This window comes from Rhizobium leguminosarum (assembly GCF_001679785.1).
Lineage (GTDB): Bacteria > Pseudomonadota > Alphaproteobacteria > Rhizobiales > Rhizobiaceae > Rhizobium > Rhizobium leguminosarum_R.
In genome coordinates, this window is the sequence record NZ_CP016286.1 from 2,308,358 (window position 1) to 2,323,205 (window position 14,848).

Genomic DNA, 14,848 nt, shown 5'->3' on the forward strand with positions numbered 1-14,848 from the left:
ATCATCGAATTGGGTTTGGCAGTAGCCAGCTCCTTTGTAGGTTCGCCGATCTGCGTCTCCTGTTTAAGGAATTATGCCGGAATGTGGAAGCGCAGCAGCCCTGCCTTGGTCGCGGCATCCATGGCGTTGGCGGCCCGGAAGCCGGAGCCGAGCAGCGCCAGGATCAGAATCGCACTCAACCAGTGGATCGAAACCGCTATTGCGCCATGGCGATCAGGCCTGCTCTTCAACATCTCCATGTCCTTCCAGTTTGCTGCGCAACGCCTTCATGACGGCATGCGTGATTTTGAGATCCTCGACCTGAAGCCCTTCCGAGAGCCCGTCGACCCAGGGGGCCTGCAGACGCATGGCGGTTTCGTATGCCTGTTTTCCCTTGTCCGTCAGCAAGACGAGCTGTGCCCGTCGGTGGTGCGGGTTGGGCTGGAACGCCAGAAGCCCTTCCTTCTCCAGATCGTTGACGATGCGCTGGACGTTCTGGCGATTGGCCCCCATGTCGCGCGCCAACCACGCAACCGGCTGTGGCCGGCCTGCTGTGACGACGGTGCCGAGGACATGCCAGCGGGCGCTGGTCAGGCCGAGCCCGTCGACAAGCTTATCGCCGGCGTTGATCATCCGGTTGTTGAGCCGGAAGAGATCCAGAATGAGGTCGGTCAAAGCTGTTCCGGCCGGGGTTCGTTGAAGTTCGTCCATTTGTCACCATATAGCTATATTGACATCATAGTGTCAAACTGGATATGTATCCGTATCACCAGATTGACATCATGTAACCAAATCAGATGGAGTCGACCATGTCGCTCATGCGCCCGATGGACCCTGCCTTCCCGATCGATCGCCAAATCGCGATCGATGCCTCCGCGATCATCCTCATCAACCTCTTCACGCTCGACAAGGCCGACGAGCAGGCCTTCCTTGATGCCTGGCGGGCCGATGCCGCCTTCATGAAACGGCAGCCGGGCTTCATCTCGACCCAGATGCACCGCGCCATCGGCGAAAGTCCTGCTTATCTCAATTATGCCGTCTGGGAATCGACCGCCGACTTCCGGGCGGCATTCTCGCATCCGGAGTTTCGGGCGAAGCTCTCGGCCTATCCATCCTCGGCGGTCGCCTCACCGCATCTCTTCCAGAAGGTCGCCGTGCCGGGCATCTGCGTGGCGTAAGCAAAGCTGCAGCGGTGGAGGCATGACGAGAGGAGAGCGCCACGAGGCTGACGCCGGTTGGGATGATCTCGGCCTCCGGCTCGCCGGAAGCTCATTGCGATGCGGAAGACATCTGCGACGTTATCCAATCGGAAAATGCGAGCATGGCCGCTGTTGGCGGTCTTGATTGAAGTCGGGTTAGCCAATAACTCCCCAGCGATATGGTCGTGGGAAAAGGTTGTCTGATAGCCCCCGAGGATAGATGTCTGGAAAACATCGACGGCGGTGCCAGAGCGACCCCCAGTCCTTGCAGGGCCGCCTCCATCATCGCCAGGGAAGAGTCGAAGACGATACCGGCGTTTATTTGCGCCGCCGGAGGAACGTTCGCTGCCGCGAACCAGGTGCTCCATTCGTCCGCCCTGTAGCTCCGCAAAAGCGTCGCCTCGACCAGGTCTGCAGGCGACCTCAAACGCTCGGCCAATTTGGGCGCGCACAGGGGAGAGAGCGGAGCGTCGAACAGACGCAGCGCTTCTGTGCCATGCCAGGAACCGCTGCCGAAGCGAATGGCAAAGTCCAGTCCCTCGGCCGCCATATCGACGCGATTATTGTTTGTCGAAACGCGCACATCGATGAACGGGTGCTGCCGTTGAAAATCCGAAAGCCTTGGCAACAACCAGCCGACGGCAAACGTCCCGACCACGCCCAGGAACAGCAATTCCCGAACCTGCCCGGCTTCAATCCGGTCCAGCGTGATCGCCATCTGATCGAAGGAATTGGTCAAGGTCGGCAAAAGAGCTTCGCCTTCAGCGGTGATTTTCAAGCCTCTTGGGAGACGCTGAAAAAGGGCAGCCCCCAACCGCTTCTCCAGGCTTTTCACCTGCTGGCTGACAGCCGCCTGGGTAACGCAAAGCTCGATCGCGGCCCGGGTGAAGCTGAGATGTCTTGCCGATGCTTCGAAGGCCCTCAAGCCATTTAAAGGGAGGAATTGCCGAACCATCTTAGCCCTAGATTTTCTTGGATCTCCTCCGAGATATCATCGTTTGCTGCCGCAAAACAGTGCCATTAAATGCCGTCCTCATGCGCCTTTGCGCTGATGAAGCTGCTTTGAGAGGATGAAGAAATGAAGCGTGATTGGATAGGAATTCTATCGGCCGCATTGGTCTCGACATGCATTTCCACAAGTGGCTTTGCGGCTGACGAGCTGAAACTGAAAGCCATCTCGGACGCCGCGATAAAACCAATCATGGATAAATACGGCATTCCGGACATGGCCGTTGCCATCGCCGTTGACGGAGAGGACCACATCTTCAACTACGGTGTCGAGTCGAAGGACACGGGCAGGCCCGTCACCTCGGCGACCATGTTCGAACTGGGATCGATCAGCAAAACCTTTACGGTCACCCTCACCTCTTACGCGGACGTGACCGGCCGGCTTTCGCTGTCGGACAAGGCAAGCAAATATCTTCCGTCGATGAAGGGAAGGCCCTTCGGCGATGTCGCGCTGATGAATTTGGGCACGCACACGGCTGGCGGATTTCCGCTGCAAGTTCCCGATGAAGTCAAAACCGAAAAACAGCTGATGGAGTACTTCGCAAGCTGGAAACCCTCATATGCCGCCGGAACGCACCGAACATACACCAATCCAAGCATCGGCATGCTCGGATATATAACGGCAAAAAGCATGGGCAAAAATTTCGCAGCTCTTGTGGAAGACCAATTGTTTCCTTCTCTCGGGTTGACGAGCACGTATATCAATGTGCCGAAATCGAGGATGGCCGACTATGCCCAAGGCTACAAGCGAAGCGGCGAGCCGGCTCGGATGACACCCGCCACTCTTTCGTCCGAGGCCTATGGCGTGAAATCCACAGCAGGCGACATGATCCGGTTTATCGACGCGAATATGGGAATGGTCGAATTGGACGATAAGCTCCAGCAGGCGATCACCAATACGCACACGGGATACTTCGATGTCGGCGCGATGACCCAGGGCCTTATTTGGGAACAGTATTCCTATCCCGCGACATTGACGACGTTGATGGACAACAATTCGAGCGCGATGCTCAAGACCATTCCCGTCAAGCAACTGATGCCGGCAATGAAACCGCGCGACGATGTCTGGATCAATAAAACCGGCTCAACGAATGGTTTCGGCGCATATGTCGCGTTCATCCCGAAAGAGCGAGTTGGCATCGTCATTCTGGCCAACAAAAACTATCCCAATGAGGACCGTGTCTCCGCCGCTTACCAGATACTGACTGAAATAACTTCGGCGCGCTGACCCGGTAGAGCATGATGCCGAAAAGTGTGCGCGGTTTTCGGACGACATCATGCTCTAACTAGTTTCCGTCCATAAACGCTGGTTTTCTTGAGCTTGCAGCGCACTTGGGTTCCGCTTGGTGGCCGCTTTGAAGCCATGCGGTGTGGCTCATGGGTGCTAATTGCGGCGGCCAGGATTTCTGGTGGACATGCGCGCATTGGCAACTGCCGGCGTCACGCCGGTCCGGTTTTGGCTGGCGACATGGGATGTCAGGTCGGCCTGAGGCGGGCGAAGAGGGCGAGATTGTATGCGACCACCGAGGACCAGACATAAGCCTTGAAGTGGTCGAGCCCACGCCAGGTGCAGCGCCCCAAGCCGTAGGCGCGTTTGAGGCAGGAGATGCCGGCCTCGATGCCGGCGCGGAAGTTGCGCAGCTTGCGATAGACCCAGCGGCTCTTGACCATGTCTTCGATCCTGAGGCCGCACTTCTTGTGGAAGGCCATGTCGCAGATGCCCCAGGCTTTGGCTCGGCTCAAATTATCGCGGCTGGCATAGCCGCCGTCGGCCGCCGCCTGACGCGGCGCCTCGCCCCAGATGCCGATGTGGCGTTCCAGCATCGGCAGCAAGCGCTCGCTGTCGGCCGGGTTGCCGGTTTCGACGACGAGGTCGAGGATCAGCCCGCTTGTGCCGGTGGTCAAATTGATCTTATGGCCATACTCGACGTCGCGGCTGCCTTTGACGATGATGTCGGCATGCGGCTCGAACAAACTGACCAGCTTGTCGCCAGCCGGCACCGCCTCGCCGGCCAGGACCCGCCGCTCGGTCTGGGCGATGATCCGTTCGATCAGCGGCTTATAGTGGCGGAGTTGGGCCTGCCAGAGTTCGACCGCCGGGCCCGCCGCCAAGGGCAGTTGCGCCGCCGCCTGTTCGAGATAGCTCAAGGTGGTGCGCGTGATCCTGAGCAGCGCGCGATAGTGCTGAACTCGTTTCGGACGACCGCGGGTAAATTGGATCGCCCGGGATCGCTTCTTCGCCGCGCGGCAGTGATCGTGCCATGAGATGGCGCTGCCCAAGGAAGCCGCCTGCTGCAACAGCCGCACCATCACCCGCACGCAGTCCCACAAAAGACTACTGTCGCTCGGTTCGTGCATCAGCGCCGAAGTGACGGTGCTGTCGATGCGCACGACCTTGCCGCGTTCCACCTTGTCCTGCCGGGCGCTCGTCAACAGCACGCGATTGATCGCTTCAAAGGTCCCGGCCCGGATCGCGCTGATCGTCTTGTGCAAGACCGACTTCTTCGGGTTCCACCCCCACGGCAGCCGGGCAAAGGCCCGGAACGAGGCGGAATCTTCCAGATGAAAGGCCAACTCCTCATAACTCAACTGACGGTGTTGTTTGAGCAGGGCGCAACGCAGCACGGCCTCCGCCGGCAGGCCCTCGCGGCCGGTCTCCTTGACGCCGTGGCGGCGCAGGTCCTGCGCTACCAGCCCGAGCAGATCACGATGCTCATCCAGCCATTGCGACATGGCTTTCAGCTCGCGGCCGATCTCGTGTTCGGCGAAAAGATCGAATATATTGGCTTGGACGGTGCGTTCTTGGCGCATTGTCGGCTCCGGCGGTTGCGGGTTTGTCTTTAGAATCAATGGCTTGATCTAAAGTATACCTGAAACCGCCGGGCTTTGCCCGTCGCAATATCGCTATTCCTCCAATAATTTCAGTGGTTTACCGTTTGTGGACGGGCACTAACTATGTAATTCAGAACAGGATTGAGATTTTAGACCGACCCGGCCTAAAATCATCCTGTTCTGGCATCAGCGGTCGAAGATATCCCGCCATTGCTTCTCACCGATCAGGCAGTCGGTGCCCGTCCCGGCGCCGGCTGTTTTCTGCACCGTCGCCGCCGGGGAAATGCCGCTGATCTCCAGCACCAGCTTGCGGCGCACGGCAACGGCGAAATCCTCTATTTTGCGGACCGGCAGCACAAAGGCGCCGGGACCGCCGATCACGCAATCCGCATAATATTTGTCGAGCCCGTTGGGCGCATCGGATGGCCGCAGCATGATGGCGAGGCCATTGATGATCATGCCGGCTTCTATCGCCTTGTCGCGGGCGGGGGTGACGGGATCGCCGGAATTGTTCGGCCCATCGCCGGAGACATCGATCACCTGCCGCCTGGACTGGAAAGGACTGGAAACGATCATGCTGGCGCCCTGGGCGATCGCGGTGGAGATCGATGTGCGCCGTTGCGTGGCAATCGGCCGGGCTTCGAGCTTGTCGGCAAAAGCGGCCGCATCCTCTTCCGTCTCGATTACCTGCCAGTCGATCACCGAATCCCGGACGACATAGCCTGCCCATTCGAAATAGCTGATGGCTATGCGGCCGGTCAGCCCGCCCTGCACCGCGTCGATGAATTCCTTGTGCTTGAGCGCTTCGACATAACCCTCGCGCTGGATGCCGATCTCCTCGAAATCCATAGACCGCGAGGTGTCGACGGCAAGTACGAGGGTCACATCGACCTCGCTTCCCCCCGCTTGCGCGATGGGGACGATGCCGGAAAGACTCATAAGCACCGCAAGTGTCGTCAGCATTGGCAATCCAATCCCTGCGCCATGCAAGCCTGCGAACTCTAACACAGCTTGGCCGACGCAGATCGCTCAGCCGCGCGCGCGGCTTCAATTTTCGGTGATGGAATCGAAAAGCCTCAATGCAAGGGAAGCCACAAAGGGTTCTTCCATGCTTTCAGCGCCTCGAGAAAGACCTGCAATCGGGAGGGCAGGAAGCGGCGCGTAGGATAGACGGCGTGCACGAAAATTTCATCGGACGACCAGTCCGGCAGCAGGCGGACGAGTTCGCCTCTTCTGATCTGTTCGTCGCAATAGGTCGAAGGCAGCAGGCCGATGCCATGTCCGCGATAGGTGAAGGCGCTCACCGCATCGAAATCCCTGCTCGATACCGGCCCCGACACATGCAGGCGAACCGATTTGCGACCGCTCACGAGATGCCATTCCGCCTCGCCGTTGCGGCCGTTCAAAAGCACGCACTGATGGTCTTTCAGCTCTTCGGGCTTCAAGGGAAGCACCCTGCCCTTCAGATAGTCCGGTGCGGCGACCAGATAGCGCACACTCTTGCCGAGCCGCTGCGCCACGATAGTCGAATCTTTGAGGTCGCCGAAGCGGATGCCGAGATCGACATTCTCGGCGACTAGATTGAGAAACAGGTTGGTGACGAAGAGATCGATCTGGATATTGGGATAGGTCTTCAGGAAGGATGAGATGAATTCGTAGAAGACCTCCTGCCCGAAGATGACGGGCACGGAGATCTTCAGCAGACCTTCCGGTTTTCTCTGTGTCTCGGTGAGCGCCTGCTCGGCGTCGACGAGATGGGCGAGCGGTTCGCTGCACCTGTCGTAATAGGCCCGGCCCTGCGCGGTCAGGCTCAACTTGCGGGTCGTCCGCTGGATGAGCGTCACGCCGAGCTGCTCCTCCAGCGACGTCACCTTCCGGCTGACGGTCGATACCGGCATGCCGAGGGAATGGGCAGCGCGGCTGAAGCTGCCATACTGCGCCACCTTCACGAAAACGGCGATATCGTTCAGATCGGCCATGCGCTCATTTTTGCATGCGTGCAAAAGAGAATCCAGATATTTCCATCTAATCGGGTAATGGAGTTTTCGCCATATTCACCTTGCGAAAACAACCACAACCCGATGGAGGCGCATTCGCAGCAGCCCCATCTCGAGCGACCCCGCCTTTGCAACCGCAAGGCCCGCGTTGCCCGAACCAGATTATGGAGATCAGCATGACTACGAGAAAAACAGTCATCGTCACGGGCGCCTCCCAGGGTATCGGAGCCGGCCTCGTCAACGCCTTCATCCAGCGCGGCTACAATGTCGTTGCCACCTCGCGCCAGGTCAGCGCCTCGGAGGCTTTCCAAGCCTCGGACAGGCTGGAGCTCGTCGATGGCGACATCGGCGATGCCGAAACAGCAGCGCTGGTGGCAAGGACTGCGATCGATCGCTTCGGCTCGATCGACGCACTCGTCAACAATGCCGGCATTTTTCTAGCCAAACCTTTTGTCGAGTTCACGATGGCCGACTTCGAGAAATTGTCCTCGACCAATCTCGAAGGCTTCATTCACCTGACGCAGCAGGTCGTCAGGCAGATGCTTGCGCAGAAAACCGGCGGCAGCGTCGTCAGCATTACCACGCCATTGACCGACCATCCGATCGCCGGCTTTTCCGCCTCGGTTTCGATGATGACAAAGGGCGGCATCAACGCGATTTCCAAGAACCTGGCGATGGAATATGCGAACGAGCGAATTCGATTCAATATCGTCGCTCCCGGCGTGGTGGACACGCCGTTGCACAAGGACAATCCAAAGGACTTCCTGAGCACTCTGTCGCCGATGGCAGGCATTTCCAATGTCGAAGAGATCGCCGATGCGGTCGTCTTCCTCACCGAAGCTCCGCGTGTCACTGGGGAGGTGCTGCACGTCGACGGCGGCGCACATCTGGGCAAATGGTAGACCATGCAAAAGCGCAGGCAGCCGGCGCGGAACGGCGGCTGCAGGATCTCGGCATCGCCCTTCCCCCACCGCCGACGCCCTTGGGCGCCTATGTCGAGGCGGTCAGAACCGGCAAGCTGGTCTTCTTCAGCGGCATGCTGCCGGTCGTCGACCGCAAGCCCCGCTATATCGGCCGCGTCGGCGGCGCGCTGACGGCCGAAGACGGTAGGAAGGCCGCCGAGACAGCGATCCTTAGCGCCCTTGCGGCCGCCAGGGAATATCTCGGTTCGCTGGACAGGGTGGCGAAGGTCGTCAAGCTCGGCGTCTACATCGCCACCGAAGGCGATTTTCGCGACCACCCAAAGGTCGCCGACGGGGCATCCGAAATGCTGCTCCAGGTCTTCGGCGAAGACAAACTCTCCGGCCGAATCGTCCTCGGCGTGTCCAGCCTGCCGTTAGGCGTGCCGATCGAGCTCGAGCTCGTTCTCGAAATCGAAGATTGAACGGGCGGGCGCGCCTCGGCGCGCCCTGCATTCTTGGCCGCCTGCGCTCAGCGCATTCGCTGGCTTCGCCGCCTACTCCCTCACACGGCAATCAACAGCAGCACATAGGCGATCACGCTTACCATCAGCCCACGAAACGCGAAGGTGACGCAGCGATATTTGTTGCGGGCGATGGCCGAGAGAATGTTGGCGTTTTCGAGATACTGGTCGAAGAGGTAGCGCTCGTCACGGCGTAGCGCGGCCTCGAAGAACATATCGCGATGATCAGGCCAGGCGCCCCAGAATAGCGAGGTGGAGGTGCCGAGACGCCGCGGCAGCACAACAAGAATTGCCGACAGGATCGAGAAGACCGAGGCTGCCGCAAGCAGGCCGGAAAAGAGCATGCTGCCCGGCGTGCCGCCGGTGTAACGCCCCAGGCTGAACACGGCCCTCACCTCGCTGGAGCTCACCAGAAAGGCGAGCATGAAAGTAAAAATATAGGCAGCCTTTTGGTCGGATATCTTGATCTGATCATAAAATATGTCGTTGATTTTCTTGATATGATCGAAATACTCGGTGCTGACGTCCCCGCTCGAGGGCTTGCTCAGCATAACCTCAGTGGCATTTTCAAATTCACTCACCTGAATACTCCATACCCTAAAGTGTTTCCCTGATATTACACTTGACGACGAAAGCAAGAACACGTGCGCAACATACTTGACTTTTCCACTCTACACGGACAAAGGGGAAGTGGGGTATGGGGTCGAGGACATGCGGGGTTATTCCAGTAACATCAGTCGCGTCGGCATGGCGCTGGCGTTTGCCGTGCCCGGTTTCGGGCTGCCGGCGATGGCCGATCCCGTGCCGCGTGCCACGCCGGTCGCCGGCTCCGTCATCGCCCGCAAGATCGGCGAGGAAGTCCGCTTCATCGACGTGTCGGACTGGCGCGTCGTCGACATCAAGCAGGATCTTTTGACCGGCGACGTGCTGCGCACCAACGCCAACGGTCAGCTCGCCATCGTTTTTTCCGACCACACTCAGGTCCGCCTCGGCCGCAATTCCTCGCTGCAGGTCAAGAAGATGGCTGCCGGCGGCGATACCGTGCTCAATCTCCAATCCGGCACCATCTGGGCACGCGCCGAGCGCGGTGGCCAGGGCCTGACGGTGGAAACACCGGCCGCCGCCGCCGCTATCCGCGGCACGGACTGGACGATGACCGTCGAGGGCGCCAAGACCTCGATGATCGTGCTCGAAGGCCGCGTGGCGCTCAGCAACCCGCAGGGCAGCGTCGAGGTGAACGAGGGCGAAGGGGCGGTCGCGACCATCGGCCAGGCGCCGAGCAAGGTCATCAGCGTCAATCCTGACGACCGCGAACAGATGCTCTTCTATCTGGACCTGCGCGACGGCTTCGACCTGATGCCGACTTCGCCGCTGCGGGCCGACCGCATGGCGACCGAACGCCGCCGCCTGTTAGGGCTGCCGCCGGAGCGCCGCACCACCGAAGATTGGCTGGAACTTGCCGAAGTGCAGAGCGCCTTCGACGGACGCCAGGCTGCAGCCGCAACGCTGCAGAATATCCGCGGCCGCAAACTGACGGCAGCCCAGCAGGCGCGCGTCGACCTGATCGACGCCACCATCGCCGGCTCGGAAAAGCGTTATGGCGATGCCGCCAAGCTCTTCCAGAAGGCCCTGCCGCATCTCGACCCGACACGCCGCAACATGGCCCAATATGGCGGCTATTTCGCCCGTTCGCTGGCCGACCCCGCCCATGCCGAACCGCCGCCGGCCAACACCACCGGCCCCTACGGCGCGATCATGCAGGCATATACCGCTGGCTTCCTTGAGAATCCGCGCGCTGCGATCGATATCATCAGGAAAGCGGAGCAGCGATACCCCGGTGATCCGACCCTGCCGGCGGTCCGCGCCCAGCTGGCGCAGCTCACCGATGACCGTGAGCAGATGAAGGAAGCGATAGAACGCTCGCTGTCGCTCGACCCTGATCATCCGATGGCGCTCTCCGCCCGTGCAGGCTACAAGGCAAGTTATGAAAGCGATATCAACGGCGCGCTCGCGGACCTGAACCGCGCCATCGCGCTTGCCCCCGGCGCCTCAGGCACGCTGAATTCTCTCGGCCTGCTGCAAGGCTCGCGCGATGCCAATGGCGAAGCGGAAAAGGCCTTCAAGAAGGCGATCGAGCTCGATCCGCAGGACCCGTTGCTGCGCGCGAATCTCTCGATCCTTTATCTCGATCAGGGGCGCATGAAGGAAGCCAAGCACGAGATCGACACGGCAATTGCACTCGATTCATCCTTCGATATTGCCCTGCTCGCCCGTGGCCGATACTACCTGCAAACTGGCGAGCGCGACAAGGCGCTGCAAGATTTGCTCGCCGCCGGCACCGCCAACCCGGCGCATTCGCAATCACAGCTGATGCTCGCCGCCGCCCATTACGAAAAAGGCGACCGCATTCCTTCCCAGCAGGCGCTCGACAATGCCGACCGGCTCGACAACAACGACCCGGTTATCTCGGCCTTCCGCACCGCCGTCGATATCGACGACTACGACGCCGACGGCGCGATCCGCAACGCGCAGGAATTCCTGCGCCGCTCGCGCGCCCGCGGCGGCGATTACAGCGGCCTCGGCGCCAATGCGAGCGCCGGTTCGACACTGAATGACGCCTTCCGCCTGCAAGGATTGGATGCCTGGGGCCGCTACTACGGCGATGCCGTCTTTGATCCCTTCAACGGCACCGGTTATATCGATCAATCGATCAAAGGCAGCATCTTTCCTTTCGTCAACGCGACTAGCTTCAGCGACGACAATATCATCCAGAACCGCGGCAACGCGTCGAGCTACTCATCCTTCATCCAGGGCCTGCTGCTTTCGCCGCACATGCTTTCCGGCCGTTCGCGCTCGGCAACGCTGTTCGATGTGCCCTTCATCGAAGGTTCGCTCGGCGGCGGCATCAACAGTGTCGACGGCCATACGAGACGCATCGGCGAGGCCGATATCCAAGGTTATTCGAACGCGACGATCCCGATCAGCTTCTATGGCAACTTGACCTGGGAAGAGCTGGCGCTCGACCGCGACTACCAGGATTTCGGCGGTGTCCAGACGGACAACAAGCTGCTGAGCGCCAACGGTTATCTGACGGCAACGGTCACGCCTGATGATCGCGTGGTAGCCTTCGTCAACCATGGCAAGAATGATGGAGCGCTGAGCGCCTTGTCGTCAAACACCGGGTTCATGGAACTCCTGTTCCGTGTCCCTATCCCGCTGCCTCTTTACACGACAGAGGAGACTCTACGAGAAAGCACATATGCCGGCATCGGCTGGAGCCACACGTTTGCGTATGAAAACGTGTTGAATGGAGCACTGCTTTATTCGGGAAGCAAATCGAATACGAACAGCGTGCTTGATGTCGACCTGGACCCAGTGTTTATCGGCAGAGGGGTTCCCTTCATCATTCCCTTTACCAACGTCACTCAGGAGACCGAATCCCAAACCTATATCGGCGCTTTGAGCCATTCCATAGGTGCCGGGCCTTTGACCTTTCGCTACGGCATCGAAGGCGGCTGGTTGGATGCCAGCAGCACGGTCGATACGACGCTCCTAGGCTTGACAGCTCCTACCGATCGTACCGAGAACACCATCGATATCGGCCGCGGCTATATCGATGTGCTGCATGAGATCACGCCGGACCTCAAGGGCGAATACGCCTTGTTCGCCACGCGCCTGGAGGGCGATGGCATCGACATCAGCCGGCTGGAGCCGCGCTTCGGCCTCGCCTGGGCGCCGGTTCAAAACCACTGGCTGCGTGCTGCCTTCATGCGTCAGAGCTTTGATATTGGAATTCCGACCCTTGCCCCCATCGGCGTCCTCGGGCTTCAGGCCAACCAGTTTTCCGCCAATCCGCAGGGCTACACGGATACGGTCGCCCTGCAGTGGGATGCCGAATGGACCGATCGATTCTTCACCTCGGTCGAGTATCAGCACCAGGAACTGCATGATTTCTCGATCGATTTTCCGATGATCTCGCTTCCGTCGGATACGAGCCTGCCGATCTCGCGCGGCCGCATCGATCGCGCTGCCGTTACCGCAAACGTCGTGCTCGGCCATGGTTTCGGCCTTTCGGCTACCTATGCCTATATGGATTCGGAAAACCGGGATCCGCTTGAGCCGATCTATGGCGGCCCCCTTCCCTTCATACCGCAGAATTCCGGGCAGATTGCGCTGACCTGGGTCAACGAAGCCAAGGTCAAGGCAACGGTTGCCGCCAACTATATCGGCGAGCGCGATGGCGATCGGTTCGGCACCAAGCTCGACGATTACTGGAGCCTCGACGCCCACCTGGTCTGGGAACCGTTCGACAAGCGCATCGAGCTGGAGGCGGCCGCCTATAACCTGCTCGACGAGGACTTCGAGATCACGCCCGGAGTGCCCGGCTGGGGCCGCGCTTTCAAGGGCACGCTCAAAGTTCGCTTCTGATGCGGCCGCAGGAGAAGTCGCGGCAGGCAGGGCAGACCAGGAGCCGCCATCTCAGGCTGCTGGTGCTGTCGCTGACGACGCTGATTGCCATCTCGCTCCTGTCGCGCCTGCCCGCTTGGTCGCTGCTGGAGCTCAGAAGCTTCGACTATCTCTCGACCGTGGACGATCCCCGTCCGCCACCCGGCGGACCCGTCATCGTCGCGATCGACGAACCCTCGCTTGCCGATATCAATGCGCAATGGCCCTGGCCGCGCAGCCTGCATGCCGAGCTCATCAGCCAGCTGCGCGCCGCCGGCGCCCGCGTCATCGGCTTCGACATCATCATGGCCGAGCCCTCGAACCCCGATAATGACGTGGCGATCACCAAAGCGGTCGGCCCCGATACCGTGCTTGCCGGCGACGAAACGCTGATCGAAACGCCGCAGGCCTCGCAACTGATCCGTGCGGCCCCGCTGCCGCAGCTGACCGAGGCAGGTGCCGTGACTGGCATCGCCTCCGTCGAACTCAGCGGCGACGGCACCTTCCGGCGCATCCCGGGCTACGAGGACGGCTTTGCCGCCATGCTGACCAAGGTCGCCGGCGTCGCCCCCGAGACCTTGCCGGCCGGCCGGCTCATCCAGTCCTTCGGCCCGGCCCGCAGCTATCCCACCGTCTCCTACTATCAGGCGCTCGACCCGAAGAACCTGCTGCCGCCGGATTATTTCAAGGATCGCATCGTGCTGGTCGGCCTCAGCCTGCAGAATGCGCCCGCCATCGACAAAGGCGGCGTCGATGCCTTCGCGACGCCCTACACCGTCCATACCGGCAAGCTCGTCTCCGGCGTCGAGATCCAGGCGACGATCTACGACAATATCCGCAGCGGCCTGTCGATCGCGGAGGCCCGGCTGCCGACGGTCGCCGCCTGCATCCTGATATCGGTGCTGCTGGCCGCAACCACCGTCTGGCGCGCAACCGGATGGCTGACGATCGTGACCAGCGCGGCGGCCCTCCTCGCCTTCGCTGCCGTCAGTGCCGCCGGCATGCGGCTTGCCCATCTCTTCGTCTCGCCGCTCGGCCCGACCGTCGCCTATATCTCCGTCGTTTTCGGCCAGGCCGCCTTCGACTTTGCCGAGGAGCGCCGCAACAAGCGCCAAATCACCCGCGCCTTTGCCCAATATATCTCGCCCGATCTCGTCAAGCGCCTGTCGAGCGATCCCTCGCAGCTGAAGCTCGGCGGCGAGCGGCGCATGCTGTCGGTGTTGTTTTCCGATGTGCGTGGGTTCACCACCATCGCCGAGACGCTGAAGGATGATCCGGAGCAACTGACCGGCCTGATCAACCGCTTGCTGACGCCGCTTTCCGACGTGGTGATGGACCATGGCGGGACGATCGACAAATATATGGGCGATTGCATCATGGCCTTCTGGAACGCGCCGCTCGACGATCCCGAGCATGCGCTCCACGCAGTCAAAGCCTCGCTCGCCATGCAGGCCGCGATTTCGAACCTCAACCGTGAGCTGGAACGGGAAGCCGCAGCACGCGGCGGCAAGCCCCACGTCTTGAAGATGGGCGTCGGCATCAACACCGGCGAATGCATCGTCGGCAATATGGGCTCGACCCGCCGCTTCGATTATTCCTGCCTCGGCGACAGCGTCAACCTCGCCTCCCGCCTCGAAGGCGCCTCGAAGAATTATGGCGTGGCCCTGCTGCTCGGCGAGGAGACCGCAAGGCTGGTCGCCGGCACCTACACGGTCGCTGAGCTCGATCGCATCATCGTCAAAGGTCGCACCGTACCTTCGCCGGTCTATACCGTCGTGCACAAGGCCGAAGCCGAAGCCCTTGCCGCCCACCAGGCCTTCATCGCGGCGAAATACGCCGGCACCCTTGTGCCATCCGATCCCGCCTTCGACAGGTTGGCCGCCGATATCTCTGAGCTTGCCGGCTATTACGCGATCGTCCGCGAGGCGCTGGTCGAGTCCGGCGAGGAATGACCGAGCAGAATG

Annotated in this window: 13 protein-coding genes; 6 read left to right on the forward strand and 7 right to left on the reverse strand. The window is 60.6% G+C overall.

Translation table 11 applies throughout. From position 1 onward, the window contains the following. Positions 1-71: 71 nt before the first annotated feature. A complete protein-coding gene (locus BA011_RS41540) occupies positions 72-233 on the reverse strand; it encodes a hypothetical protein (protein ID WP_237352655.1) in 162 nt (53 codons plus the stop codon). Beyond that, positions 214-690: a MarR family winged helix-turn-helix transcriptional regulator gene (locus BA011_RS11580; RefSeq protein WP_065280570.1), complete on the reverse strand. Its 477-nt coding sequence runs from the start codon at positions 688-690 to the stop codon at positions 214-216. Before BA011_RS11580 ends, BA011_RS41540 begins: the two co-directional genes overlap by 20 nt. A 98-nt stretch (positions 691-788) precedes the next feature. Between BA011_RS11580 and BA011_RS11585 the strand changes: the two genes are divergently transcribed. Then, positions 789-1,157 carry an antibiotic biosynthesis monooxygenase family protein gene (locus BA011_RS11585; RefSeq protein ID WP_186806545.1) on the forward strand — a complete coding sequence of 123 codons (369 nt, stop codon included), beginning with the start codon at positions 789-791 and terminating at the stop codon, positions 1,155-1,157. A 91-nt stretch (positions 1,158-1,248) separates the two neighbouring features. Here BA011_RS11585 and BA011_RS11590 read toward each other — a convergent pair whose 3' ends face one another. After that, a complete protein-coding gene (locus BA011_RS11590; protein WP_065280572.1) occupies positions 1,249-2,133 on the reverse strand; it encodes a LysR family transcriptional regulator in 885 nt (294 codons plus the stop codon). Positions 2,134-2,256: 123 nt separating this feature from the next. Here BA011_RS11590 and ampC point away from each other — a divergent pair, with 123 nt between their 5' ends. Further along, positions 2,257-3,414 (forward strand): class C beta-lactamase, encoded by a 1,158-nt coding sequence (ampC, locus tag BA011_RS11595; RefSeq protein WP_065280573.1) that lies wholly within the window; start codon positions 2,257-2,259, stop codon positions 3,412-3,414. Positions 3,415-3,662: 248 nt separating this feature from the next. Here the strand turns inward: ampC and BA011_RS11600 are convergent, their stop codons facing one another. From BA011_RS11600 to BA011_RS11610, 3 genes are all read right to left on the reverse strand, one after another. After that, positions 3,663-4,997: an ISNCY family transposase gene (locus tag BA011_RS11600; protein ID WP_065279157.1), complete on the reverse strand. Its 1,335-nt coding sequence runs from the start codon at positions 4,995-4,997 to the stop codon at positions 3,663-3,665. Positions 4,998-5,204: 207 nt separating this feature from the next. Next, complete coding sequence (locus BA011_RS11605; protein ID WP_065280574.1) at positions 5,205-5,981, reverse strand: DUF1194 domain-containing protein; 777 nt, start codon at positions 5,979-5,981, stop codon at positions 5,205-5,207. A 113-nt stretch (positions 5,982-6,094) separates the two neighbouring features. Next, complete coding sequence (locus BA011_RS11610; protein WP_065280575.1) at positions 6,095-6,997, reverse strand: LysR family transcriptional regulator; 903 nt, start codon at positions 6,995-6,997, stop codon at positions 6,095-6,097. A 194-nt stretch (positions 6,998-7,191) separates the two neighbouring features. Between BA011_RS11610 and BA011_RS11615 the strand changes: the two genes are divergently transcribed. Together BA011_RS11615 and BA011_RS11620 are read left to right on the forward strand one after the other, a co-directional pair. Continuing rightward, positions 7,192-7,917: an SDR family NAD(P)-dependent oxidoreductase gene (locus tag BA011_RS11615; protein WP_065282506.1), complete on the forward strand. Its 726-nt coding sequence runs from the start codon at positions 7,192-7,194 to the stop codon at positions 7,915-7,917. Beyond that, positions 7,911-8,399, forward strand: coding sequence for a RidA family protein (locus BA011_RS11620; protein ID WP_065280576.1), 489 nt, complete (start codon positions 7,911-7,913; stop codon positions 8,397-8,399). Before BA011_RS11615 ends, BA011_RS11620 begins: the two co-directional genes overlap by 7 nt. Before the next feature lie 80 nt (positions 8,400-8,479). Here BA011_RS11620 and BA011_RS11625 read toward each other — a convergent pair whose 3' ends face one another. Further along, on the reverse strand, positions 8,480-9,019 hold the full coding sequence (locus tag BA011_RS11625) for a Pycsar system effector family protein (protein ID WP_027668719.1): 540 nt from the start codon (positions 9,017-9,019) through the stop codon (positions 8,480-8,482). 130 nt (positions 9,020-9,149) lie between these two features. Here BA011_RS11625 and BA011_RS11630 point away from each other — a divergent pair, with 130 nt between their 5' ends. Together BA011_RS11630 and BA011_RS11635 are read left to right on the forward strand one after the other, a co-directional pair. Continuing rightward, positions 9,150-12,866: a FecR domain-containing protein gene (locus BA011_RS11630; RefSeq protein WP_065280577.1), complete on the forward strand. Its 3,717-nt coding sequence runs from the start codon at positions 9,150-9,152 to the stop codon at positions 12,864-12,866. Next, the gene (locus BA011_RS11635; RefSeq protein ID WP_065280578.1) at positions 12,866-14,836 is read left to right on the forward strand and encodes a CHASE2 domain-containing protein; all 1,971 of its coding nucleotides are present in this window, start codon (positions 12,866-12,868) and stop codon (positions 14,834-14,836) included. Before BA011_RS11630 ends, BA011_RS11635 begins: the two co-directional genes overlap by 1 nt. Positions 14,837-14,848 lie beyond the last annotated feature (12 nt).

Bases quoted from the DNA above. Each gene is read 5' to 3' on its own strand.
- BA011_RS41540 (WP_237352655.1), bottom strand. From the start codon at position 233: ATGTTGAAGAGCAGGCCTGATCGCCATGGCGCAATAGCGGTTTCGATC.
- BA011_RS11580 (WP_065280570.1), bottom strand. From the start codon at position 690: ATGGACGAACTTCAACGAACCCCGGCCGGAACAGCTTTGACCGACCTC.
- BA011_RS11585 (WP_186806545.1), top strand. From the start codon at position 789: ATGTCGCTCATGCGCCCGATGGACCCTGCCTTCCCGATCGATCGCCAA.
- BA011_RS11590 (WP_065280572.1), bottom strand. From the start codon at position 2,133: ATGGTTCGGCAATTCCTCCCTTTAAATGGCTTGAGGGCCTTCGAAGCA.
- ampC (WP_065280573.1), top strand. From the start codon at position 2,257: ATGAAGCGTGATTGGATAGGAATTCTATCGGCCGCATTGGTCTCGACA.
- BA011_RS11600 (WP_065279157.1), bottom strand. From the start codon at position 4,997: ATGCGCCAAGAACGCACCGTCCAAGCCAATATATTCGATCTTTTCGCC.
- BA011_RS11605 (WP_065280574.1), bottom strand. From the start codon at position 5,981: ATGCTGACGACACTTGCGGTGCTTATGAGTCTTTCCGGCATCGTCCCC.
- BA011_RS11610 (WP_065280575.1), bottom strand. From the start codon at position 6,997: ATGGCCGATCTGAACGATATCGCCGTTTTCGTGAAGGTGGCGCAGTAT.
- BA011_RS11615 (WP_065282506.1), top strand. From the start codon at position 7,192: ATGACTACGAGAAAAACAGTCATCGTCACGGGCGCCTCCCAGGGTATC.
- BA011_RS11620 (WP_065280576.1), top strand. From the start codon at position 7,911: ATGGTAGACCATGCAAAAGCGCAGGCAGCCGGCGCGGAACGGCGGCTG.
- BA011_RS11630 (WP_065280577.1), top strand. From the start codon at position 9,150: ATGCGGGGTTATTCCAGTAACATCAGTCGCGTCGGCATGGCGCTGGCG.
- BA011_RS11635 (WP_065280578.1), top strand. From the start codon at position 12,866: ATGCGGCCGCAGGAGAAGTCGCGGCAGGCAGGGCAGACCAGGAGCCGC.